The organism is Kitasatospora sp. NPDC051914 (assembly GCF_040680995.1).
Classification (GTDB): Bacteria; Actinomycetota; Actinomycetes; order Streptomycetales; family Streptomycetaceae; genus Kitasatospora.
On the sequence record NZ_JBFAXX010000062.1, the window covers coordinates 25,499 to 48,055 of the forward strand.

The 22,557-nt window shown below is 74.4% G+C and carries 22 protein-coding genes and 1 pseudogene; 12 read left to right on the forward strand and 11 right to left on the reverse strand.

What is annotated here, in order from left to right; translation table 11 throughout:
* Window positions 1–40: 40 nt before the first annotated feature.
* Complete coding sequence (locus AB0M03_RS31715; RefSeq protein ID WP_363497802.1) at window positions 41–1,465, reverse strand: FAD-binding oxidoreductase; 1,425 nt, start codon at window positions 1,463–1,465, stop codon at window positions 41–43.
* A gap of 103 nt (window positions 1,466–1,568) precedes the next feature.
* The gene (locus AB0M03_RS31720) at window positions 1,569–2,774 is read right to left on the reverse strand and encodes an erythromycin esterase family protein (RefSeq protein ID WP_363497805.1); all 1,206 of its coding nucleotides are present in this window, start codon (window positions 2,772–2,774) and stop codon (window positions 1,569–1,571) included.
* Window positions 2,775–2,832: 58 nt separating this feature from the next.
* Here AB0M03_RS31720 and AB0M03_RS31725 point away from each other — a divergent pair, with 58 nt between their 5' ends.
* On the forward strand, window positions 2,833–3,570 hold the full coding sequence (locus AB0M03_RS31725; protein ID WP_363497808.1) for a TioE family transcriptional regulator: 738 nt from the start codon (window positions 2,833–2,835) through the stop codon (window positions 3,568–3,570).
* A gap of 191 nt (window positions 3,571–3,761) precedes the next feature.
* On the opposite strand, the gene AB0M03_RS31730 is transcribed toward AB0M03_RS31725, so the two are convergent.
* From AB0M03_RS31730 to AB0M03_RS31745, 4 genes are all read right to left on the reverse strand, one after another.
* Window positions 3,762–4,409 carry an LUD domain-containing protein gene (locus tag AB0M03_RS31730; protein WP_363497811.1) on the reverse strand — a complete coding sequence of 216 codons (648 nt, stop codon included), beginning with the start codon at window positions 4,407–4,409 and terminating at the stop codon, window positions 3,762–3,764.
* Complete coding sequence (locus AB0M03_RS31735; RefSeq protein WP_363497814.1) at window positions 4,406–5,866, reverse strand: lactate utilization protein B; 1,461 nt, start codon at window positions 5,864–5,866, stop codon at window positions 4,406–4,408. Before AB0M03_RS31735 ends, AB0M03_RS31730 begins: the two co-directional genes overlap by 4 nt.
* Window positions 5,863–6,618, reverse strand: coding sequence for a (Fe-S)-binding protein (locus AB0M03_RS31740; protein ID WP_363497817.1), 756 nt, complete (start codon window positions 6,616–6,618; stop codon window positions 5,863–5,865). Before AB0M03_RS31740 ends, AB0M03_RS31735 begins: the two co-directional genes overlap by 4 nt.
* A gap of 172 nt (window positions 6,619–6,790) precedes the next feature.
* Window positions 6,791–8,170 carry a M64 family metallopeptidase gene (locus tag AB0M03_RS31745; RefSeq protein ID WP_363497820.1) on the reverse strand — a complete coding sequence of 460 codons (1,380 nt, stop codon included), beginning with the start codon at window positions 8,168–8,170 and terminating at the stop codon, window positions 6,791–6,793.
* 307 nt (window positions 8,171–8,477) lie between these two features.
* Between AB0M03_RS31745 and AB0M03_RS31750 the strand changes: the two genes are divergently transcribed.
* The gene (locus AB0M03_RS31750) at window positions 8,478–9,848 is read left to right on the forward strand and encodes a helix-turn-helix transcriptional regulator (protein WP_363497823.1); all 1,371 of its coding nucleotides are present in this window, start codon (window positions 8,478–8,480) and stop codon (window positions 9,846–9,848) included.
* A gap of 55 nt (window positions 9,849–9,903) precedes the next feature.
* Here the strand turns inward: AB0M03_RS31750 and AB0M03_RS31755 are convergent, their stop codons facing one another.
* Entirely contained in the window at window positions 9,904–10,368 is a 465-nt protein-coding gene (locus tag AB0M03_RS31755; RefSeq protein WP_363497826.1) for a zinc ribbon domain-containing protein, read from the reverse strand.
* A 266-nt stretch (window positions 10,369–10,634) separates the two neighbouring features.
* Here AB0M03_RS31755 and AB0M03_RS31760 point away from each other — a divergent pair, with 266 nt between their 5' ends.
* From AB0M03_RS31760 to AB0M03_RS31770, 3 genes are all read left to right on the forward strand, one after another.
* Window positions 10,635–11,984: a transaminase gene (locus AB0M03_RS31760; protein ID WP_363497829.1), complete on the forward strand. Its 1,350-nt coding sequence runs from the start codon at window positions 10,635–10,637 to the stop codon at window positions 11,982–11,984.
* 79 nt (window positions 11,985–12,063) lie between these two features.
* The gene (locus AB0M03_RS31765; protein ID WP_363497831.1) at window positions 12,064–12,504 is read left to right on the forward strand and encodes an Lrp/AsnC family transcriptional regulator; all 441 of its coding nucleotides are present in this window, start codon (window positions 12,064–12,066) and stop codon (window positions 12,502–12,504) included.
* Between the two features lie 130 nt (window positions 12,505–12,634).
* On the forward strand, window positions 12,635–15,115 hold the full coding sequence (locus AB0M03_RS31770; RefSeq protein WP_363497833.1) for a DUF3376 domain-containing protein: 2,481 nt from the start codon (window positions 12,635–12,637) through the stop codon (window positions 15,113–15,115).
* Window positions 15,116–15,196: 81 nt separating this feature from the next.
* Here AB0M03_RS31770 and AB0M03_RS31775 read toward each other — a convergent pair whose 3' ends face one another.
* A complete protein-coding gene (locus tag AB0M03_RS31775; RefSeq protein WP_363497836.1) occupies window positions 15,197–15,574 on the reverse strand; it encodes a hypothetical protein in 378 nt (125 codons plus the stop codon).
* Between the two features lie 212 nt (window positions 15,575–15,786).
* On the reverse strand, window positions 15,787–16,770 hold the full coding sequence (locus AB0M03_RS31780; protein ID WP_363497839.1) for a CapA family protein: 984 nt from the start codon (window positions 16,768–16,770) through the stop codon (window positions 15,787–15,789).
* 358 nt (window positions 16,771–17,128) lie between these two features.
* Between AB0M03_RS31780 and AB0M03_RS31785 the strand changes: the two genes are divergently transcribed.
* The 3 genes from AB0M03_RS31785 to AB0M03_RS31795 all read left to right on the forward strand — a co-directional run bounded on the left by AB0M03_RS31785 (window position 17,129) and on the right by AB0M03_RS31795 (window position 19,660).
* Window positions 17,129–17,650: a SigE family RNA polymerase sigma factor gene (locus AB0M03_RS31785; RefSeq protein WP_363497841.1), complete on the forward strand. Its 522-nt coding sequence runs from the start codon at window positions 17,129–17,131 to the stop codon at window positions 17,648–17,650.
* On the forward strand, window positions 17,650–18,480 hold the full coding sequence (locus AB0M03_RS31790; protein WP_363497844.1) for a hypothetical protein: 831 nt from the start codon (window positions 17,650–17,652) through the stop codon (window positions 18,478–18,480). Before AB0M03_RS31785 ends, AB0M03_RS31790 begins: the two co-directional genes overlap by 1 nt.
* A 427-nt stretch (window positions 18,481–18,907) precedes the next feature.
* A complete protein-coding gene (locus tag AB0M03_RS31795) occupies window positions 18,908–19,660 on the forward strand; it encodes a CBM20 domain-containing protein (RefSeq protein WP_363497847.1) in 753 nt (250 codons plus the stop codon).
* Window positions 19,661–19,736: 76 nt separating this feature from the next.
* Here the strand turns inward: AB0M03_RS31795 and AB0M03_RS31800 are convergent, their stop codons facing one another.
* Entirely contained in the window at window positions 19,737–20,015 is a 279-nt protein-coding gene (locus AB0M03_RS31800; protein WP_363497850.1) for a hypothetical protein, read from the reverse strand.
* Window positions 20,016–20,154: 139 nt separating this feature from the next.
* Here AB0M03_RS31800 and AB0M03_RS31805 point away from each other — a divergent pair, with 139 nt between their 5' ends.
* Complete coding sequence (locus tag AB0M03_RS31805; RefSeq protein ID WP_363497853.1) at window positions 20,155–20,412, forward strand: LapA family protein; 258 nt, start codon at window positions 20,155–20,157, stop codon at window positions 20,410–20,412.
* Window positions 20,413–20,509: 97 nt separating this feature from the next.
* On the opposite strand, the gene AB0M03_RS31810 is transcribed toward AB0M03_RS31805, so the two are convergent.
* Entirely contained in the window at window positions 20,510–21,274 is a 765-nt protein-coding gene (locus AB0M03_RS31810; RefSeq protein WP_363497856.1) for an SDR family oxidoreductase, read from the reverse strand.
* Between the two features lie 216 nt (window positions 21,275–21,490).
* Here AB0M03_RS31810 and AB0M03_RS31815 point away from each other — a divergent pair, with 216 nt between their 5' ends.
* The 3 genes and pseudogenes from AB0M03_RS31815 to AB0M03_RS31825 form a co-directional block, all read left to right on the forward strand.
* The gene (locus AB0M03_RS31815) at window positions 21,491–21,796 is read left to right on the forward strand and encodes a GNAT family N-acetyltransferase (protein ID WP_363497859.1); all 306 of its coding nucleotides are present in this window, start codon (window positions 21,491–21,493) and stop codon (window positions 21,794–21,796) included.
* Window positions 21,797–21,819: 23 nt separating this feature from the next.
* The gene (locus AB0M03_RS31820) at window positions 21,820–22,329 is read left to right on the forward strand and encodes an OsmC family protein (protein ID WP_363497862.1); all 510 of its coding nucleotides are present in this window, start codon (window positions 21,820–21,822) and stop codon (window positions 22,327–22,329) included.
* Window positions 22,322–22,557: pseudogene (locus AB0M03_RS31825) on the forward strand (pirin family protein); the annotation flags it as partial. The gene AB0M03_RS31820 and the pseudogene AB0M03_RS31825, both read left to right, overlap by 8 nt.

Below are 22,557 nucleotides of genomic sequence, written 5' to 3' on the forward strand. Positions count from 1 at the left end.
CCGCGCACCCCGCGGTGCGGCGGGCCGCCCTGCGGCCGGCTCAGGCAGGTGGGATGTTCTGGTTGAGCCGGAAGAGGTTGTGCGGGTCCCAGGTGCGCTTGAGCTCCCGCAGCCGCCGGTACTTGGCCGCGCCGTACGCCTGCTCGACCCGCGAACCGCCCTCGTCCATCAGGAAGTTGACGTACACGCCGGTGTGGTGCGGGGCGAGCGCCGACCAGAAGCCGCGGACCCACTCCCGTTCCCCGTCGAAGCCCTCGGCGTCCGCGCAGGTGCCGTTGATGTTGAAGGTGTGGCCGGCCGAGCGTCCGCTGAAGGCGGTGTCGTCCTCGCCCGTCCGGCCGATCGCACCACCGAGGTGGAAGATCGGGAAGCTGGTCAGCGGCGACGTGATCCGTGCCGCCCGGTCGGCGGTGATGTCGACGATCTCGTCGGTGAGTTCGGCGACGTCGCAGGACTTGAAGTAGTACCAGCGGCCGTGCGGGAACGACGGGTCGAGCATCGCCTGGTGCTCAATGAACGGCTTCGCGCGGCACAGGTCCAGCACCGGCGGGCCGAAGCGGCGCAGCGGGCGCAGCACCCGCTCTCCCTCGTCGAGGTCGCCCGTCCAGCAGCAGATCACGATCGCCACCCGGCGGCCGTGCCACTCGGCGGGGATCTCGGGCAGCGGCGGGGCCTTGCGGTGCACCACCGCGGTGGTGAGCCCGTCGGGGACTTCGGTGATCCACTCGCGGTAGAAGCGCAGCAGCCGGGCCGAGTCGGCGACGTCCCAGAGGATCGGGCCGGCCAGCACGGTCGGGCCGACCGGGTTGAGGCGGAACTCGAACTCGGTGACGATGCCGAAGTTCCCGCCGCCGCCGCGGACGCCCCAGAAGAGTTCCGGGTTCTCGGTGGCGCTCGCCCGGACGAGGCCGCCCTCGGCGGTGACCAGGTCGACCGAGAGCAGCTGGTCGATCGTCAGGCCGTGGCGGCGCATCAGCCAGCCGATGCCGCCGCCGAGGGTGAGGCCGGCCAGGCCGGTGTGGGTGACGATCCCGGCCGGCACGGCGAGCCCGAACTGCTGTGTCTCGTGGTCGAGTTCACCAAGCAGGACGCCGGCCTGGACACGGGCCGTACGGGCGTCGGGATCGACCCGGATGCCCTTCAGCCGGGACAGGTCGGCGACCAGGCCGCCGTCGCAGACCGACTGCCCGGGGAAGCTGTGGCCGCCGCTGCGGACGGCGAACGGCACCCCGGTGTCGGCCGCGAACCGGACGGCGGCGATGACATCGGCGACACCGGCGCAGTAGGCGACCGCGCCGGGGCGGCGGTCGACCGAGCCGTTCCAGATCCGCCGGGCCTCGTCGTAGTCGCGGTCCGCGGGCCGCACCAGCTCCCCGCGGAACGCTGCCGCGAGGGCGTCGATCCGGGCGTCGTCGAGCATTTCCGCCGCCGGAGCGGCCGCCTGCGCACCGGTCACCGTGTCCATGACCACTCCCGTCGGGCAGACCCCGCCTCCCAGTCTGGCACCGGGCGCGGGGCCTGTCCTCAAGGGCACGTGGGTGCCCTGAGTGGCTGCCCTTGCAGCAGTGCTAGCCCTGCGGGCCGAGGTCCCTGACGAACAGCATCGCATCGATGGCGGTCAGGTGGGCCGGGTCGAGCGGGGCGTAGCCGAACCAGGGGGACACCCGGGGTGCGGGGGGTGCCTCCTCGAGGGCGGCGGCCAGCCGGCGGGTGTCGACGAGGCAGTGCTCCTCCGGGAGGGCGTGGAGGAGTCCTTCGACGGTGTCCGGCGGCGGGGTGTCGACCCCCTGGTGCCGGATCGTGCCGAGGGCCGTGGCGACGAAGGCGTAGTCCGCGCCCAGGTGGGCGGCGGCCAGTGCCCCGGCGCTCCACCACTCCAGCCGCAGGCCGCCCAGCCGCATGCTGCTCTTCTCGCGCTGCAGGTGGCTGTTGTGGGCGAAGAGCAGTGCCGGGCCGCGTTCGGCGAGGGCGAGGAGGTTGTCGGCCATCATCCCGCCGCGCAGACCCACCAGCCGTGCCATCCGGCCGGGCGAGGTGTCGGCCATCCAGTGGTGGTAGCGCAGCAGGCCGACGGCGGTGCGCCCGTGGAGGCGGGCCCGGTGCCATTCCTCGCGCGAGTTCCCGGCGACCAGCTGCGGTGTCAGGGTGTCGAGCAGCGCCACCAGGTCGTCGGCGATCAGCCGCAGCTCGGCGGCCTCGGCGGACTGCCCGACCGAGCGGGTCGGGTCCATCATCGCGGCGGGCTCCGGCCACCGGTCGTCGGCGCCGAGCAGGCGGTCGAGCGTCTCCGCGGTGCACGGGAGCAGGTCGGCGTCCGCGCGGTCCGCGAGGTAGCCGTGGAGCGCGGTGAGGGCTTGGCGGGGGCTCGCGGCGCCGGTGATCTCCAGCGGGCCGTCGATGCCGGCGAAGCGGACCTGCTCGGCCGCGGGCCGGCCGTCGTTGTGGGCGCGCATCCAGCGCACCAGCTCGCGGTTGGCCGCGGACGCGCCGAACCCGTGGCTGAAGCCGTGCTCCACGGCCTCGTCGAGGGTGCCGGTGCCGGAGGTGACGTACGCGTCGACGGTCAGGCCGGCCAGGCAGTCGCTCTCGATCGCGATCGTCCGGTAGCCCTCGTGTTCGACGAGGTGCTTGAAGAGTTCGTTGCGCAGCTCGAGCAGGGCGTCCTCGCCGTGGGTGGGCTCGCCCAGTGCGAGCACCCGCGGCCGGGCCGGCAGCAGCTCCAGGAGGGCGGCAGCGTCGACGGGACGAATGCTTTCCTTGATGTCAGTCGCCATGCCTTCAACGGTATCGTTGAAGGCTCGGTTGAAACTTTTCCCCGACATCACCAGGGTTATGGGACGGAACCTTCAAAGCGGCGACCGGCTCCGGCCGGTCGATCTGGCGCGCGGGCACGGGCTGTCCACGCAGGCGGTCAGGAACTACGAGGAGGCCGGGATCCTGCCGGCCGCCGAGCGCACGCCGCACGGCTACCGCACCTACGCCCGGCTGCACGCGGCGGCGCTGCGCGCGTTCCTCGCCCTGGTGCCCGGCCACGGCCGTGCGACGGCCACGGCGGTGATGCAGGCGGTGAACCGGGGTGCGGACGAGGAGGCGTTCCGCCTCGTCGACGAGAGCCACGCCCAGCTCCTCGGCGACCGGCAGACCCTCCGCGCGGTCGAGGACGCGCTGCGCGACCTGGCACCGACGGCGGCCGCCGGGCGGGACGGGGCGGTGGTGGCGGGGCGCGGCGGCATGTTCATCGGACCGCTCGCGGAGGAACTCGGCATCAGGCCCGCGACACTGCGCGCCTGGGAACGCGCCGGGCTGGTGCGTCCGCGCCGCGACCCGCTGACCGGGTACCGCGTCTACGACGAGGCCGACGTGCGGGACGTCCGGCTGGCCCACCAGCTCAGGCGGGGCGGCCACCTGCTGGAGCAGATCGCCCCGCTGATCGCCCAGGTGCGGGCGGCCGGCGGCCTGGAGCCTCTGGAGGCCGCGCTGCACGACTGGCACGGCCGGCTGGCCGCCCGCGGGCGGGCGATGCTGGCCGGGGCGGCCGAGTTGGAGGCGTACCTCCGCGCACGCGGCTGACGGGCCCCGCGGGATCAGCTCCGCGGGCCGGGGCCTTCTGGGGCTTGTCTGACAATTCGCGCCGCATCGGCGCGCGGCGTCGGGCGCCCGGCCGGGCGTGCCGCCGTATCGGCCTCGTACTGGACGTACTCGGGCGATGCGGCGGTGCGTCCGGCCGGGATGATCCGGCGTCGCGCGCGCGGCGGGAATTGTCAGACAAGCCCTAAAAGGACGACGTCCAGGGTGCGGGGGCCGTGGACGCCCTCGACGCGGTCGAGTTCGATGTCGCTGGTGGCGGAGGGGCCGGAGATCCAGGTCTGGGGGCGGGCCGGGTCGAGGCGGGGAAGGGCCTGGGGCACGGAGGCGACCACCTGGTCGGCCCGGACGACGCAGATGTGGTGGTCGGGGACGAGGGTGAGGACGCGGCGGCCCTGGGCCGGCCCGGCGTCGAGGACGATGGTGCCGGTCTCGGCGACGGCGAGGGCGCAGCCGGTGACCACGCTGTCGACGGTGTCGAGCCGCTGCGCGGTGAGGTGCCCGTCGTCGGGGAGCCGTTCGGCCTCGGCGCGGGCGAGCCAGGCGGCGGGGAGGTCGGCCGGGAGGGCGACGGTACGGGCGCCGCGCTCGGCGAGCAGCCGGGCGAGCACGGCGGGCAGTTCGTCCCCGGTGCAGCGGTGGACGTGGGCCCGGTAGTCGGTGAGGTTGTCGGCGAGCAGGTCGAGCAGTGCCTTCGGCTCGTCGAGGACGTGGGTGAAGCGGTAGTCGCGGCGGACGGGCGGGCTGCCGGGCTCCTCCCCCGCGGGTACGTCGGTGAGGGCGCTGCGGATGCGGGCGAGGACGGTGTCGCGGGAGCTGCTCATGGGGTGCCGTCCTTGCGGTCGCGGGTGCGGGCCGCCCACCAGTCGCGGAACGGCTCGGCGGGCATCTCGGGGAGGTCGCGGCCGGCCGTCCAGGCCTTGGCGGGCCCGGGCAGGGGGAGCTTCCTGGGGTGCAGGCCGCGGGTGCGGGCGGCGGCGCGTTCGGCGGCGGCGAGTGCGGCGGGGTGGTCGAGCAGCCAGGTGGCGGCCTTGATCGCGGCCTTCTCTGCGCGGTGCACAGGCCCGTTCTCGACGGCCTGTTCGCGGAGGTGGACGAGGACCTCGGGGATGTCGATGGCCACCGGGCAGACCTCGTAGCAGGCACCGCACAGGGTGGAGGCGTAGGGCAGTGAGGCGTCCAGTTCGGTTGTCAGGCCCCGGAGTTGGGGGGTGAGGATGGCGCCGATCGGGCCGGGGTACGGGGAGCCGTAGGCGTGGCCGCCGGCGCGTTCGTAGACCGGGCAGACGTTGAGGCAGGCGGAGCAGCGGATGCAGCGCAGCGCCTGCCGGCCGACCTCGTCGGCGAGGGTGGCGGTGCGGCCGTTGTCGAGCAGGACGAGGTGGACGTTCTTCGGGCCGTCGCCGTCGGCCCCTTTCGACGGCCCCAGTCCCGTCCACATCGAGGTGTAGGGGTTCATCCGCTCGGCGGTGGAGGAGCGGGGCAGCAGTTGGAGGAAGACCTCCAGGTCGCGCCAGGTGGGGATCACCTTCTCGATGCCGACGACGGAGATCAGCGTCTCGGGGAGGGTGAGGCACATCCGGCCGTTGCCCTCGGACTCGACGACGACCAGGGTGCCGGTCTCGGCGACCAGGAAGTTGGCGCCGGAGACGGCCACCTTGGCCCGCAGGAACTTCTCCCGCAGGTGGAGGCGGGCGGCCTCGGCGAGTTCGGCCGGGGAGTCGGTCAGGCCCTCGGGCGCGGGGCGGCCCCAACGGCCCATCGCCTCGCGGAAGATGTCACGGATCTCGCCGCGGTTGCGGTGGATCGCGGGCACCAGGATGTGCGAGGGCAGGTCGTCGCCGAGCTGGACGATGAGCTCGGCGAGGTCGGTCTCGTACGCGGTGATGCCCTCGGCTGCGAGTGCCTCGTTGAGCCCGATCTCCTGTGTGGCCATGGACTTGACCTTGACGACCTCGCTCTCGCCGGCGGCCTTGACCAGGTCGGCGACGATCCGGTTGGCGTCGGCGGCATCGGTGGCCCAGTGCACCACTCCCCCGGCCGCGGTGACGGCCTCCTCGGCCTGCAGCAGGTAGTGGTCGAGCCGGCGCAGCGTACGGTCCTTGATCTCCTTGCCGGCGGCGCGGAGTTCGGCCCAGTCGTCGAGTTCGGCGACGGCCCTGGCGCGCTTCTCGCGGATGGTGCGGGTGGCGTGGGTGAGGTTGGCCCGCAGCTGCGCGTTCCGGGTGGAGGCCTCGGCGGCCTTGGGGAAGGCGGGCATGCCCAGGTAGGTGCCGCTCACGCGTGCACCTCCGTCCTGGTCGAGGCGAGGATCTCGGCGATGTGCAGGGCCTGCATGGGCGCGTCCCGGCGGCGGAGGGTGCCGTCGAGGTGCAGCAGGCAGGAGTTGTCGGCGCCGCACAGCACTCGGGCGCCGGTCGACAGCGCGTTGCGGACCTTGTCGGCGCCCATGGCGACGGAGACGTCGGGGTTCTTGACGGCGAAGGTGCCGCCGAAGCCGCAGCACTCCTCGGCGCCGGGCAGTTCGACGAGTTCCAGCCCCTCGACCGCCTGCAGCAGGCGCCGCGGCCGGTCGCCGAGGCCGAGCATCCGCAGGCCGTGGCAGGACGGGTGGTAGGTGACGGTGTGCGGGAAGTACGCGCCGACGTCGGTCACCTGCAGCACGTCGGTGAGGAATTCGGTGAGTTCCAGCACCCGTGGTGCCAGCGAGGCGGCCGCGTCGGCGAGCCGGGTGCCGCGTCCCTCGGCCTGGGCCCGGGCGCCGATCCGCGGGTAGGCGTCGCGGACCATGGCCGTGCAGGAGCCGGACGGGGTGACCACGTGGTCGTAGCCCTCGAAGGCGCGGGCGGTGCGCAGCACCAGGGGCTCGGCCTCGCGCCGGTAGCCGGTGTTGTACTGCGGCTGGCCGCAGCAGGTCTGCGCGGCAGGGAAGTCGACCTCCACTCCGAGGCGTTCCAGCAGGGCCACCACGGCCTGTGCGGTGCGCGGACGCACGGCGTCGTTGACGCAGGTGGCGAACAGCGCAACGCGCATCGCGGCTCCTTCGGCGGCGGATCGGTTCAGCGGAACGGCGGCTCGGTACGGCGGGTCGGCGGGGTGGTCGTCGCGGGGAGTGTACGGCCCGGCTGCCGCGCGGGGGCGGTATCCACGCGCATGTCGCCCGGGTCGGCCGGATCCGGCCGACCCGGTTGACGCGAGGACAGGCTCAGGGGGTGCCGACGACGCGCCAGGCGAGGGTGTCGGTGGCGAGTTCCCGCACCCCGGGGTCGCGGACGGAGGCCGTGCGGTCGACCGAGACGGCCGTGAGGCGGTGCAGTCGGCCGTCGGGGCGGACGCCGAGCACCGCGGGCACGACGGAGGTGCGGCCGCGGGCGGCGGCGACCTCCGTTCCGTCGAGGTACCAGCGCAGGTCGGGGTCGGCGAGGCCGGTCAGTTCGGCCCGGGAGACGGTGATCCGGGCGTTGCGGCGGACGGTGCTGCCGGTCGGCAGGTCGCTGCTCAGGACGTTGGCGTGCCGGTAGAAGCCGGCGATCATCGCCTCCCGGCCGGGGAGGTTGAAGTCGGTGCTGGACAGGCTGCGCATCAGCGAGGTGGCGGTGGGGCGGTAGAGGCCGTGCGGGTAGTAGGAGCTGCCCTCGTAGGTGTCGACGGTGCCGCCGGTGGGGTCGTCCGCACCGAGCCAGCGCCACCACTTGGCGCGGTCGGCGAGCAGCTGGTCGGCCGTCCGGACGGTCGAGTTGGGGCCGTCCACCTCGCCCTCCGTCCAGGTGCCGTAGGAGGCGTAGGTGTACTCGTCGTGGAGTCGTCCGACCGAGTGCCCGATCTCGTGGGCGGCGATCAGGCTGGAGGAGGCGTTGTCGGAGGACAGCGTGGAGACGCCGTCGAAGGGGTAGCCCTCGGCCTGCAGCCCGTAGTAGCCGGCGCCGCCGTACTTGGCCGAGTTGGCGATGACCACGACCAGGTCGGCGGCCGGCGCCTTGGCGGCGTACGCGGCGACCTTGTCGAGGTCGGTGCAGACCAGCCGCTCGGTGTCCGCGCACCAGAACCAGCTGCCGAGCGCGGTGTCGCGGACGGTGCCGGCGTCCGGGTCGCCGCTGATGCCGGACTCGTGCGAGACGGCGTCGACCGTCCAGACGTTGAACAGGCCGCGGTAGCTGCGGTAGGGCTCGATCGCGGTGATGGCCGCCCACTGGGCGGCGGCGGCCTTGTGGAAGGCGTCCTGCTGGTCGGCGGTGTAGCCGTCGCCGATGACGACCACGTCCAGGCGGTCGGCGGTGGGGCCGGTCACGGCGAGCCGGCCGACCGCGCCGTCCCCGGTGACGTCGCCGGGCGCCGTCCGGCGGGTGGCGGTGTCCTTGGCGCGGCCGGGCGCGGTGGCCGGGACGTGCAGGGTGCGGCCCTCGCCGCCGGGCCGGTCGAAGGCCTCCGCGGCGACCGTCCGGCCGCCCGGCGCGGGGGCGGACGTGGTTGCGGTCGCCGTGGCGGGGGTCGGTTCGGCGGCAGCGGCGGGCACGGTCGGTGCGGCTGCGAGGGCGAGGCAGGCCGCGAGTACGGCGTAGCGGGGCATGCGGGTGCGGGCGCGCACATGCCCTCCTCTCGGTCGAGGGTGGGGGTTAAGAGGTGAGTTAAATAGGCTTAACTCTGTGCTGAACTTAGGGGCGGCAGGCTCCGCCGACAAGAGGCGGGGCACCGATTCCCCTGCGGGCAGCGGAGGTTCGGCCCGGAGCCGGACGCCGCACCGGCCGGACGGAACGCGGTGGCACTCGCCCTGACCAGGTCAGCAGCGCACAGGACCGACCGGCACATGGGGTGCGGCGTCGCGGCGCCCCGTGTGCCGGTCGGTCTAAGGTGGCCCTCGCACAGGACCCGGCGAGCGGACAGGTGGGACAGCCTTGGCGGACACGACGGCCCCGTCGGACCCGAACACCCCTGCCACCGTCGGCAGGCGGGTGCACCGGCTGCGCCTGGAGCGCGGCCTCACCCAGCGCCAACTCGCCGAGCCCGCCTACACGGCCGCCTACATCTCGATACTGGAGTCGGACCGGGTACGCCCCTCCGAGGCGGCCCTGCGGCACGTCGCGGACCGGCTCGGCGTGACGTACGAGGAGCTCGCCACCGGCCGGCCGCCGCACGTCGCCACCGGGCTGCGCGCCGAACTCGTGGACGCCCAGCGGCTGCTGGCCCTCGGCGAGGGCGAGGACGCGGCCGCCGCGTACCGCCGGCTGCTGGCCGAGGCCGAGCGGCACGGCCTGGACCCCGAGCATGCCGCCGCCCTGCTCGGGCTCGGCCAGTGCGCGCTCTACGCGGGCGATCTCACCGCCGCCCGCGGGCACTTCGAGGCCGCGGAGGCGCTGCTCGGCGACGCACCGGCGCTGCAGCGCGCCCGGGCGGTCCGCGGACGGGCGGTGGCCCACCTGCTGGCGGGCGAACTACGGTATTCCTGCTACCTGTTGGAGTCCGCGATCGACGAACTCCACACGGCCGGGCTGCAGGACCCGGACGCCCTGGTGCTGCTGTACACCGCGGCGATCGCCCCGTACATGGACATGGGCGCGCACGCCCGGGCCGCGCAGGCCGCCGAGATCGCCCTGGGCATGGCCCCGCAGGTGACCGACCCGGCACTGGTGGCCGGGATGCACCGGACGGTGGCCCGCACCCTGCTCGCCGAGGGCCGCACCGCCGAGGCGGACGCCTCCCTCGCCAAGGCGGCCGCCCTCTACGAGCAGTTGCAGATCCGCACCGAACTGGCCCACTGCCACTGGATGCGCGGCTATGTGCACGCCCAGGAGGGCGCACTGGAGGCCGCCGAACGCGAACTCTCCACCGCCCGCGACATGCTGGCGGCCACCCGGGCCGAGCTGTACACCGCCCAGGTGGAGGTCGAACTCGCCGACGTCCTGCGACGGCTGGGCCGCCGGGAGGAGGCCGGCCGGCTGCTGCACCGCCTCCTGGACGGGCTCGACCCGGACCGCGGGCCGGTGCACCGCGCCGCCGCCCACCGCCTGCTCGGCCTGCTCGCCGAGGACGGGGAGGACACCGCCGCCGCCGAGGAGCACTACGGCCGGGCGCTCGCCCTGCTGGAGCCCACCGGCGCCGCCGGCGACCTGGCCGACCTGTGCCGCCTTCTCGGCGACCTGCAGCGCAGGCTCGGCCGCACCGAGACCGCACTGGAGACGTACCGCACCGGCCTCGGCCACGCCGCAGCCCCCGGCACCACCACCCTCGGTCCGGCCCCGGCCCAGCCCCCGCTCACCGCGCCCTGACGGGCAACTCAAGAGGGCGCTGGGGCACCTGATGGATTGCCCTCCCGGGCGCGCTTCAGCCGGCGCGGCGGACGGCCGGGGCGACGGGCTGCCGGATGCAGCCCACCGGGCGCGGGGCGAAGAGGCTCTCCGGCTCGGCCGGGCCGGGCTGGCCGGCGACCAGCCGGAAGGCGATCAACTGGCCGCTGGAGACCGAGAGTTCGACGCGGGCACCGGCCTGGACGGCACCCGGCAGCGCCCCGGTCACCGCCGCCTGGACGGTGAAGCCCTCGTCGAGGGCGACCATGTACGGCATGGGCTCGCCCGGCCCGCGCCGGGCCGCCGGCAGCAGCCGCCGCACGGTGCCGGTGCCACCGCTCACCTCGTCCTCCAGGTCGGCGCTGCCGCACACCGGACAGAGCATCCGGACGGGGGCGGTCGCCGCGCGGCACCAGCGGCAGCGCCGGAAGACCAGTTCGACGGCAGGCCGGTCGTCGACGGCCGCCGCGGCGGGCGCAGTGGTGGTGGCGACGGGGTTCATGGCGGCTCCTCCCGCTCCGGGCCGGCGCATGCGGGGACCCGCTGCCGAAGCCCGCTCGACACGACACCGGGAGCGTATGGCACTGAGTGCCAATCAGTAAAGGCACTGAGTGCACATCGATACATCGCATGTCGACCACGCTCGAATCGATTGCTTTGACAATTGAATCGAGCGTCAATGCTTGCCCATGCTCCTCATGCATGCCTACAGTCGAACCAATCCCCCACGGAGCAATCCCCTTCCGGCCCCGACGTGAGGCAGCCCCCATGGACCGCGCCCGACTGCAGCACCTCCTCGCCCGCGAGAGCGCCGAGGCCGAGCGCCGCAACCCGCGGTCGCAGGCCGCCTACGCCCGCGCCGACCACCTCTTCGGCCGGGTGCCGATGACCTGGATGAACAAGACCGCCGGCGCCTTCCCCCGGTACCTGGCCACCGCCCGCGGCGCGCGGATCACCGACATCGACGGCCACGAGTACATCGACTTCTGCCTCGGCGACACCGGCGCGATGGCCGGCCACTCCCCCGAGGTGGTCGCCGCGGCCGTGCAGCGCCGGTTCGCCGACCAGGGCGGCGCGACCGCGATGCTGCCCACCGAGGACGCCGAGTGGGTCGGCGCCGAGCTGACCCGCCGCTTCGGCCTCTCGCACTGGAGCTTCTCGCTCACCGCCACCGACGCCAACCGCTGGGCGATCCGCCTCGCCCGGGCCGTCACCGGCCGCAGCAAGATCCTGGTCAACAGCTACAGCTACCACGGCAGCGTCGACGAGTCGCTGATCGTGGTCGGCCCCGACGGCCGCGGCGTCTCCCGCCCCGGCAACGTCGGCGCCCCCTGCGACGTCACGCTGACCAGCCGGGTCGCCGAGTTCAACGACCTCGACCAGCTGGAGCGCGAGCTCGCGCACGGCGACGTCGCCGCCGTCCTGATGGAGCCCGCACTCACCAACATCGGCATCGTCCTGCCCGAGCCCGGCTACCTGGCCGGCGTGCGCGAGCTGACCCGCCGCCACGGCGTGCTGCTGATCAACGACGAGACGCACACCTTCTCCGCAGGGCCCGGCGGCTGCACCGCCGCCTGGGACCTCGAGCCCGACATGCTGACCATCGGCAAGGCCATCGGCGGCGGCATCCCGGCCGGCGCGTACGGCCTCTCCGCCGAGCTCGCGGACCGGCTGCTCGGCCTGGGCGACCTCGACCTGGTCGACATGGGCGGCGTGGGCGGCACCCTGGCCGGCAACGCGCTCTCCGTCGCCGCCATGCGCGCCACCCTGGAGCACGTCCTCACCGACGCCGCCTTCGAGCGGATGGGCAAGCTCGCCGAACGCTTCGAGGCCGGTGTGCAGCAGGCCGTCGACGCCCACGCCCTGCCCTGGTCGGTCAGCCGGCTCGGTGCCCGCACCGAGTACCGCTTCGCCGACCCCGCACCCCGCACCGGCACCGCCTCGGCCGCGGTCGCCGACCCCGAGCTGGAGGACTTCCTCCACCTGTACCTGGCCAACCGGGGCATCCTGATGACCCCGTTCCACAACATGGCGCTGATGTGCCCGGCGACCACCGAGGCGGACGTCGACGCGCACACCGACGTCTTCTCCGTCGCCCTGGCCCGGCTCGCGGGCTGACCGGCAGCGGGAACCGCCGGACCGCGACCGGCGGTTCCCGATAATGTTCGGGACAACTGGCGGACCGAGGAGCACACACGTGGACGACATCGACCGGGCGATCCTGCGCGAACTGCAGACCGACGGCCGGATAGCGTATGCCGACCTCGGCCCCAAGGTCGGCCTGTCGGCGTCGGCCGCCCGGCAGCGCCTGCAGCGGCTGCTCGACGCCAAGGCCGTCCAGGTCGTCGGCGTGACCGACCCGATGGCGATGGGCGGCCAGGCCATGGCCATGCTCGGCATCTCCGTCGACGGCGACCCCCGCACCGTCGCCGACGAACTCGCCAAGCACGGCGAAGTGGTCTACTCGGTGCTCACCGCCGGCGGCTTCGACCTCTTCGCCGAGGTGGTCTGCCCCGGGCCGCGCGAGCTCCTCGACTTCGTCAACGACACCGTCCGCCCGATCGAGGGCGTCCGCCAGATCCAGTCGTTCCCGTACTTCGGCATCCACACCCACCGCTTCTTCTGGGAGGTCGGCTGACGGGCGCCGCACCCACCGCCCCGTCCAGCCCCGCGTCGCTGCTCCGCACGGCGCATTCCGTTCGGCCGAGCGGCTGAACCCCCCGCCGGGGCCGGACACCGCCCGCGCCGCCGCGTCCTAGCCTGCCGCTATGACCGACCAGGGCCCCGCCGCCGCGTGCAGCACGCCGGAGGAGGTCCGCCTCGCCCTCGTCCTCAACGGCGGCATCAGCCTCGCCGTCTGGATGGGCGGCGTCGCCCACGAGCTCGACCTGCTCCGCCGCGCCTCCCGCGGCGACGCCGAGGACGGTGTCCCCGAGCGCGACCGGCCGGTGTTCCGGCTCTGGAAGCGCCTCGCCCGCAGCACCAACCGCCGTGTGGTGATCGACGTCATCGCCGGCACCTCCGCGGGCGGCCTCAACGGCATGCTGCTGGCCACCGCCATCGGCCGCGGCGTGCCCCTGCCCGACCTCCGCGCCACCTGGAACCGCGCCGCCGACCTCGGCGCGCTGCTCGCCGACGACGCCGCCGGCAGCCTGCTGCGCGGCTCCGTCGTCGAGCAGACCCTCGCCGAGGTTGTCGCCGGGATGGGCGAGGAACCGCAACTGGCCGAGCCGGTCACCCTGTTCCTCACCGCGACCGCCCTCGACGGCCGGCCGCAGCGCTACACCGACGGCTACGGCGGCGAGTTCGACGTGCCCGACCACCGCCGGGTCTACCGCTTCCAGCACGACGACGACGCGGTCCGCTACGAGCGCGACGCCTCCGGTGCCTGGCGGATCGCCGACCGCCCGCGCCGCGACTTCCACGGCCGGCTCACCGACCCCGGCTCCGCCCTGCTGCGGGCCGCCCGTGCCACGGCCGGCTTCCCGGTGGCGTTCGCGCCGGTCCACGAAGAGCCGATGGCCGACCACCGCGAACTCCCCCGGTCCGCGCCCAGCAGCTCCGTCATGGACGGCGGTGTGCTCGTCAACGAGCCGTTCCGGCCCGTCCTGGACGCGATCGGCGAACGGCTCACCGACGCCAGGCCCGAACGCGTCCTGGTGTACGTCGTCCCCTCGGCCGGCCACCTCCAGCAGGAGAAGGTCGGCCGCAAACGCCCCGAGGACATCACCTGGACGGAAGCCGCCTCGACCGCCCTCCGCTACCCCCGCGAGGGCAACTTCCGCTCCGCCACCGAGGACCTCGCCGACCGGCTGCGCACCCGCGTCGTCGAGGTCCAGGACCGGCTCTTCCAGCAGCTCCGCGAGGACCCCGTCCGGGCGACCCAACTGCTGCTCCAGGCCTCCGAACTGGTCGAGGACTACCGCCACAGCCGGGCCGCCGCCGTGCTCTGGGACGCCCGCCGGCACCTGACCGGCACCGGCACCGCCACCTCCCTGGTCAACCCGCCCGAGGCCGAACCGGAGTGGCTGATCGGCCGGTGCCCGGACTGGCTGCCGCCGCCCGTCACCGACGCCGAGGACGCGGTGCACGACCCGGATCCGCAGCGCTGGCGGTGGGGCATCACCCCGACCGAGCGCGTCCTGCGGCTGCTGATGGCCGACCTGCAGGGGCGCCTGGCCGCCGCCGAGGCCGGACACCGGCGGCACCTGGCCGCCGCCGCCGGCGAGCTGTGCCGCCTGCTCGCCGCCGGACGGGCCGTCATGGACGCCGTCCGGACGAGCCTGCGCGAGGGCCCGCAGGCCGGGCCGTCCGACACCGGCGTCGCCGACCGCGTCTGCGAGGTCTTCGCCCGGCTGAACGTCTCCCGGACCCTCGGCCTCCTCGTCCGGGAGGCCGCCGACACCCACCTCGCCGCCCTGCGCGCCACCGGCGACCGGCGCTTCGCCACCACCCGCGACACCCTCGCCTGCTGCCTCGCCGTGGAAGTCCTCAGCCACGCCTTCGCGCCCGCCTCGCTCGCCGTCGAACAGCCCACCCCGGCCTTCACCTTCCTCCGGCTCGGCCCCGACGACCTCGGTCCGCTCTTCTGGCAGGACCGCTACGCCGGCATGGGCGACCGCAAGCTCTACGGCATCCGGCTCGGCCACCTCGGCGCCTTCGTCCAGGAGAGCTGGCGCACCTCCGACTTCACCTGGGGGCGTCTGGACGCCGCCCACCACCTGCTGCGCGTCCTGGTGCCCGCCGTCGGCGAACGGCGCACCCTGGAACGGCAGTTGCACCAGGCCGTGCTCGCCGCCGAGACCGGCCGCGAACTGATGCAGCGCAACCTCGACGAACTCCTCGACGAGGACGCCGTCCTGCTGCACCGCTTCGTCGCCGGCCCGGAGGGCCACGACCTGAGGCAGCGGAGCGCCCGCTCCGCCCGTGCCCTGCTGCTCGGCGAGCCCGCCGCGGACGACACCAGCGCCACCCAGCGCATCCTGCGCCGCACCAACCCCTGGGCCCGCGCCGCCCTCGACCCCCGACGGCCGCCCACCACCGGCCTCCCCCTGCGCCGGCGCCTCGCCCTGTGGCTGCTGCGCCGCGCCACCCGCCGCACCCGTCGGCAGCTGGACCAGGACCCGCTGCCCACCGCCCTGCGGGCCGCCCTCCGGGGGGACGCCGTCCGCACCGCCGTCACCGCCGCCCTGCTCTGCGCCCTGATCGGCGCGGGAATCGCCCTGGCGATCGCCCTGCCCCTGCGCTGACGGCGCCCCGGCCGCCTCACCGGCCGGGACAACCGCGGCGGGCAGGCCCGCTGTCAAGGGCCTGCCGTCAAGGACCCGCCGTCAGCAGCGGGGGACGGACGACTGGTTGGTCACGTACGAGGAGTGGACGTAGGCCCAGACGGGCACGCGTCCACCCGAGTAGTTGACGTAGGCGTAGAACCACCGGTTGCTGTAGTAGTTGCCGGTCGCCCATCCGGCGTCCACCCAGCACTTCACCCAGGACGCCTGCCCGGAGGGGTTACGCCAGCCGTCGGAGCTCACGTACCCGATGAAAGTCGCGGACGACTGGTACGGCGCGCTGCGCGCGGCAGCCCCGGCCTGCACGGTCATCGTCGCGTATCCGGCCGCCTCCGCCGTGGGGGCGGCGGCCAGTACGGAGGATGCCATGGTGAGCAGGCCTGCCACGGCCCCGGCGATACGACGGCGAGCCGACTTCATGTCCGCACCTCTCTCGGGGGCTCGACGGACACCCGGCCGCGGGGCGGTCCGACCGCCGCGGCAGGGCCGGCCGTACGAGCGCCGGTTGGCCGCCCATGCTGGCGCACCCGGCCGGGGTGCGGACGACATCGGGCACAGCCCCACTCGTTCGGGTGATCACCCGCGCACCCCGTGGACGCCGCAGCCCGGCTCACCGGGCGGACGACACCGGTTCACCCCCACTCGGCGACCAGCCACCCGTCGTCCTCGGCCACCTCGGTGCCGAACTCGGCGCAGGCATCGGTGAACCGGTCACGGATCCAGGAGAGTTCGGCGCCGCGGGCGGTCCGCGTCCAGCAGTGGTCCAGGTGCAGCGGCAGTGCCCGCAGCCGTACCGGCCGAAGCTGCGCCGGCTCGGGGCCGTCCAGGGTGAGCAGGAAGAGCAGGCCCAGGTCGTTGCGGAGGAACGGGTCGACGGCGTAGTCGTCGACGAAGTCGCCCATGTCGTACAGGATCCGCTCGGCCACGCCGTGGAAGACGTGCGCCGAGTGCCCGGCGATCACGGTCGCCCCGGCGGCGAGCAGGGCGGGCGCCGCGGCCGCGACCCGGCCCGGCGGCCGGGTGGTCATGTTGGGCCCCCAGTGCGGGGTGAGGAGGACGGCGTCGGCGGCCCGGGCCGCCCGTCCGACGAGCCCGGTGAGCCAGTCGGGGACTCCCCGGCGCAAGTCCGCGTACGCCACCCCGGGTCGGTGCTCACCGGCCGCGTAGTCCGCCGGATGGTCGGTCACACCGACCACGGCGAGCCGCAGCCCGGCCGCCTCCAGAACGGTGAACCTGCGGGCCGCCCGGGCGTCGCGGCCGGCTCCGACCGTGCGTATCCCGGCCCGGTGCAGGAGGGTGCAGGTGTCCGCGAGCGCATCGCGCCCGAAGTCCAGGGCGTGGTTGTTGGCGAGGGTGACGCAGTCGGTGCCGAGCTCGGCGAGGACGTCGGCGGCCGCCGGCGGGGCGCGGAAGAAGTAGAGCTTGCCCGGGGCGTCCCACGGCTCGCCGCGGTCGGAGACGCAGCACTCCAGGTTGAGCACCCGCAGGTCCGCCTCCGCGAGGGCGGCCCGGACGGGCTCCGAGAACAGCGCCGCGGCCGACGGCGACCGGCTCAGCCGGACCGCGACGGCGCGGCCGAGCATGGTGTCGCCGGCCAGTGCCACGGTGAGCGCCACACCACCCACCTCCCCGTGGGGGACCACCTCCATCCTCGTCCCTGTGGAGTCCGGGCGCCGCTGCCGGTTAACGCTCACAGGAAATCGGCTCGGCTCCTCCGCCAAAAAATTCTCTCCGCCGGGCGGCAACCTTTCCCGGAGCGGCGGCAACAGGGTGGACAGGAATCGATCCGAAGGAGTCGTCCACGTGCTCAGACCTGTGCTCCCGGCCTCACTGCCGGGGCTCGGAGGGCTGATGGCCACCGGTGCCGCATCGGCGGCGGACCCGTTCGGCCTGCGGGCCCGCACGGTTGGTAGGCTGCTCGCCTCCCCTCAGGTTGAGAACGCTCACATCGGATCGAGAGGTCACGCCCCGGACATGGTCGTCGATGACGCGTCGGCGGAGTTCCACGACTTCTTCGAACGCCACCACGCCGAACTCGCCCGTCTCGCCCATCTGCTGACGGGCGAGGCCGACGCCGCGGACGACCTGGCCGCGGACGCGATGGTGGCGCTCTGGCACCGGTGGGACAGGGTCCGCCGCGCGGACCATCCGGTCGCGTACGCCCGCGGCGTGGTCGCCAACCTGGCCAAGGAGCGCATCCGCAGCGCGGTGCGGGAGCGGCGCCGCGTCCTGCTGTTCTGGTCCCAGCGGTCCGACCGGGTGGACGACCCCGACGTGGCCGCCGTCGTCGACGTGCGCGCCGCACTCGCCCGGCTGCCCTTCCGCAAGCGCGCCTGCGTGGTCCTGCGGCACGCCATGGACCTCTCCGAGCGGGAGACCGCCACGGCCCTCGGCATCTCCGTCGGCACCGTGAAGAGCCAGACCTCGAAGGGCATGGCGGAGCTGCAGCGCCTGCTCGGCGCCCGTGCCGGCGAGCTGGCCGGAAGGAGGAGCTGATGGACGAGCTGCGCAGACAGCTACGCGATGCCGCCGAGGCCCACCGGCCCGACCGGGAGCGGATGCTCGCCCGGGTGGAGCAGGGCATGGCCCGCGACGGCGCTGCCGCCCGCGGCGCCCGCCCGGGCCGGCACCGGGTGCGCCGCGGCATCTCGGCCTGGCCCCGGGTGGCACTGGCCGCCGTGGCCGCCGCCGGCGCACTGGCGGTGGGCGGCCTCGCGGTCGCCGCCATCGCCCAGCGTCCCGATCCGGCCCCCACCACGGTGCCGGTGGCACCGCCGAGCACGGCCGGGCCCTCGGGCAGCCCGAGCGCCCTGCCGGAGCCGACCTCCGCGTCCCGGACGCCGTCCGCCGCTCCCGGGCACAGCTCGGGCAGTCCGTCCGCGGCACCCTCGCCGGACCGCCCGCCGGCGGCCAGGCCGCCCGGCAGCCGTACGGAGAACGGACCGCTGTGGGCGGACGGCTCGGTCGATCCGCACAGCACCGACTTCTGGGCGCAGAGCAACGTCACGTTCAAGACCCGCGAGCCGCTGACCGCGCTCACGGTGGAGCTGCACGTCCCGCAGACCGGCGGCGTGCGGGACACCGGCCACTGGCAGACGCTGCCGGAGGCCGACTTCACGGTCACCGTCCGGGAGGAGGGCGGGGTGCTCGTCTACCGCTGGGTGCTCCGGCCCGGGCGGACGGTGCCGACCGGCCAGCACGTCTTCGCCGGCCAGTACGGGCACGACGCGGGCTACCGCAACGCCGTGGGCGACTGGTACCGGATCGACGCCGCCACCGCGTCCGCCCATCCGTCGGTCTGGGGCGACTTCGCCCGGACGGACTGACACCCGAGGACGGGTCCGGTCGGCGGCGGCCGGCCGGACCTCCCCGGGCACGCGTTCACGCCGTTGTGCGGTGACCGCACCGTCACCGAACGTGTCAGCACGGCGGCCGGGAGGCCCCTCCCGGTTGCCGACAGGTTGCGGGCGGTGGACGCGGGATCGGCCGCCGGGCCTTCGCTGCGCGCGTCGCCCGCGCCCCGCCCGAGTGTCGTGCGCAGGTCAGATGCGGCGGCAGTCACACCCGGCCCACTCCCCCGCGGCGAGAGGGGTAGCCCCGGCCCGACCGTGGCCGAAAATCTCCCCTCGGCATGAAAGTTGCTGCAAGAGTTTGCAGCGAGCGGACCGCCCCTCGCCTCCGACGTCGCACGCGAGCCCGGCCGTCCCCCTGTCTGCGGCGCCACGCCGCCACTCCACCTGGAGAGAACCGGACATGACGCTTGCCCAGTCACTTCCCGGCGCCGGCCGGCCGCGCCCCCTGGGGCTGCTGCCGACCCTGGTCGCCGCCCTCCTCGCCGCCCTGCTGACGCCCCTCCTCGGACCGGTCGGCAGCGCCCGCGCCGATCAGGAGGACCCGGCGGGCGTGCCCGTACACCTCCGCGTCACGGCGACCACCGAGCCCGGGGACACCGTCCTCGTCACCGGCAGCACCGCCGAACTCGGCGCCTGGGACCCGACCCGCGCCGTCCCGCTGTCCACCGATGCGCGCAGCTACCCGGCCTGGAACGCGACCCTGGTGCTGCCGCCCGGCGGCCAGCTCCAGTACAAGTACCTCAAGCGCACCGCGGCCGGTGCCGTGGCCTGGGAGGACATCCCCGACCGGTCCTTCTTCGTGTCCACCTCCGGCGAGAGCGAGCTGGACGACCGCTGGAACGTCGCCGGCGGCCACCCGCTGACCGCCGTCTTCGCCGCCACCGCGACGACCGTCCCCGGCCAGAACGTGTACGTCATCGGCGACCTGGCCGAACTCGGCGGCTGGGACCCGGCCAAGGCCGTTCCGCTGTCCACCAGTTACAAGGTCTACCCGGAGTGGACGGGCTTCACGGCGCTGCCGCCGAACACCGCCGTCCAGTACAAGTACCTGAAGAAGGACCCCGACGGCGGCGTCGTCTGGGAGGACGGCCCGAACCGGACCACCACCACGCCGCCCACCGGCACCCTGACCGTCCACGACAGCTGGCGGTAGGCCGCGGCGCACCACGCGAGCGGCCCGGCCCCGGAAGGTCCGGGCCGGGCCGCCTCCGGCGTGCGGCAGCGGCGCTTCAGAGCTTGCGGACGGCGACGGCGCAGACCTCGCAGACCTTCTGCGACCAGCGCGGGGCGTACCAGGTGGCGCCGCCGCCGGCCGGCTGCAGGGGGTCGGGCTGGAGGCCCGCCGTCTCCAGGCCGCAGAAGGTGCGCCCGCCGGGGGCGCCGTCGCCCACGTCCGGCGCGGCGTGCACGACCAGCGCGGCCCGGCCGGCCTCCGCGTGCTCGCCGCCGCCCAGCTCGTGCACCGTGCCCGGCCGCTCGATCTCCAGCATCACCACAAGCGCCGTCATCCTCCGAGCTTCCCGCCTCGCGCACGGCCCCGCACCTCGCAGCCGACCGGCAGCCCTGCGCCGCGGCGCTCCGCGCTCAACCACGGGCCTCGCAGCGGCCGCCCGGGCCGAAACGGGCAAATCGCACGATACTGAAGCCATGTCGCAGAACACCGGAACGCAGCACCAGCCGTCGCACCTCACGGTCAAGGGCCGCCAGGTGCGCCTGCGCACGGTCGGCGTCGGCATCCTCGCCGTCCTCGCCATCTGGTTCATCGCCGTCAACACCAGCTCGGTGACCATCACGCTCTGGGTCTCGGACGTCACCCTCCCCCTGTGGGTCGTCCTGACCGTCACCATCCTGGTCGGTATGATCATCGGCTACTTCATGGCCCTCCGCCGCGCTTCCCGGCGGTGACCCGGCGCAACAGCGGCAGTGCCCGTCAGTGCGCACCTTCCGGGGCCGCCCGGGCGCCCCTCGTGGGGCACCCGCGCCCTTGAGGGCACGACCCGGGTCAACGACCGAGGACGGCGCCGCCGTTGATACCGATGACCTGGCCGGTGACGTAACCCGCCGCCGGGGAGGCGAGGTAGGCGACCGCGGCGGCAACGTCGTCGGGGGTACCGGCGCGGCCGACCAGGGTGTCGGCGACCTTGCCCGCATGGAATTCCGGGGTCCAGCCGGCGCCGAAGATCTCGCTGTCCGCCACGTAGCCCGGCGCCAGGACGTTCACCGTGATGCCGTCGGGGCCGAGCTGCCGGGCCAGGCCGAAGGCCCACCCGTGCAGGGCGGCCTTGGCCGCGGCGTACGAGCCGGCCGAGTGCGGGCCCGCGCCGCCGCGCTGGGCGGCGGCGGAGCTGATGACGATCAGCCGTCCGCCGGGACGGCGCAGTTCGCCGCTCAGGGCGGTGGTGAGCAGGACGGCGCCGAGCAGGTTGGTGTCCAGGTCGCGCCGCCAGGCCTCGGCGAGCGCGTCGAGGCTTTGGTCGGCGGGCGGGGTGATCACCGCCCCGGCGTTGTTGACCAGGACGTCGACCGGCCCGAGGGCGGCGATCGTACGGGCTGCCGCAGCGACCCGGGCGGGGTCGGTGAGGTCGGCGGTGACGGGCACCGCGGCCGGTCCGCCGACGGTACGGGCGATCTCCTCGCAGGCCCGCTCCAGCACCTCGGTCCGGCGCCCGACGACGGCGACCCGATACCCGCCCGCGGCGAGCTCCCGGGCGATCGCCTTGCCGATGCCCGTCCCGCCGCCCGACACCACCGCCAGCTGCTGCACCACTGCCCCCCATGATCGACATGTCCCGGGCAAGCCCAGAGCCCGGCGCCGGCCCCAGGTGTCCGACCGCCCGGGCTTCCGTCGCTCCGCCGGGCCGGCTGCACGGCAGGATCCGGAGCGGTGCGAGCGTAGGTACGGAATACGGTTGATCATCGCTTGGTTTAATCGTAAACTAAATCCGGCCCGCGAGACCCGCGGCCCTACCGAGGAGGCAGACCCATGGCGATTCGCGTGACGGACAATCAGGAGCTCTCCCGCTTCGAGATCTTCGATGACGAGGAGCTCGCCGGCTTCGCCGAGTACCACCGCTACGAGGCCGAGCTCGCCTTCATCCACACCGAGGTCGACCCGAAGTTCGGCGGCCGCGGCCTCGGCGGCAAGCTCGCCCGGGCTGCGCTGGACGCCGCTCGCGAGCAGGGCCTGGCCGTCCTCCCGTACTGCCCGTTCATCCGCGGCTGGATCACCAAGCACCCCGACTACGCCGACCTCGTGCCGGCCACCCACCGCGACCGCTTCGACCTGTGACCGGCCTCCGGCCCGAGGAACTCATGGACACCACCGCCACCGCCACCACCGCGACCGCCACCGCCGCCGCCGAGCCGGTCTTCGTCCGCTCCGCTGCGGCCGTCGCCACCAGCACCGGCGAGGACTACCGCGTCGACATCCGCTCCGGCCACCACAAGCTGGCCGCCGACGAGCCCGAATCGGTCGGCGGCGGCGACACCGCCACCACCCCGATCGGCCTGCTGCTCTCCGCGCTGGGCTCCTGCACCGCCATCACCCTGCGCATGTACGCGCAGCGCAAGGGCTGGCCGCTGGAGACCGTCCGGGTGCACCTCGGCTACGAGAAGGGCCCGGACGCGTCCGCCCGCATCACCCGCCGGATCGACCTGCTCGGCGAACTGGACGAGGCGCAGCGCGCCCGCCTGCTCGACATCGCCGACCGCACGCCGGTGACCCGCGCGGTGAGCGGCGGCACGCCGATCGTCGAGCAGCACACGGCCGTCCGCTCCCGGACCGCCCCGATCCAACCGGAGGAGTCCGACCGCCATGAGTGACCTCGACCTGCGCCCCACCCCCGCCAGCTGCGGCGGCAACCGGGCGGAGGGCCCGAAGCGGGACCTGCTGGTGGCGCGCGAGACCGCCCTGGGCGGGTCGACGGTGGTGCGCCGGCTGCTGCCGAGCATGGGACGGCGGATGGTCGGTGCCTGGTGCTTCGTCGACCACTACGGCCCGGACGACATCGCCGGCGAACCCGGCATGCAGGTGCCCCCGCACCCGCACAT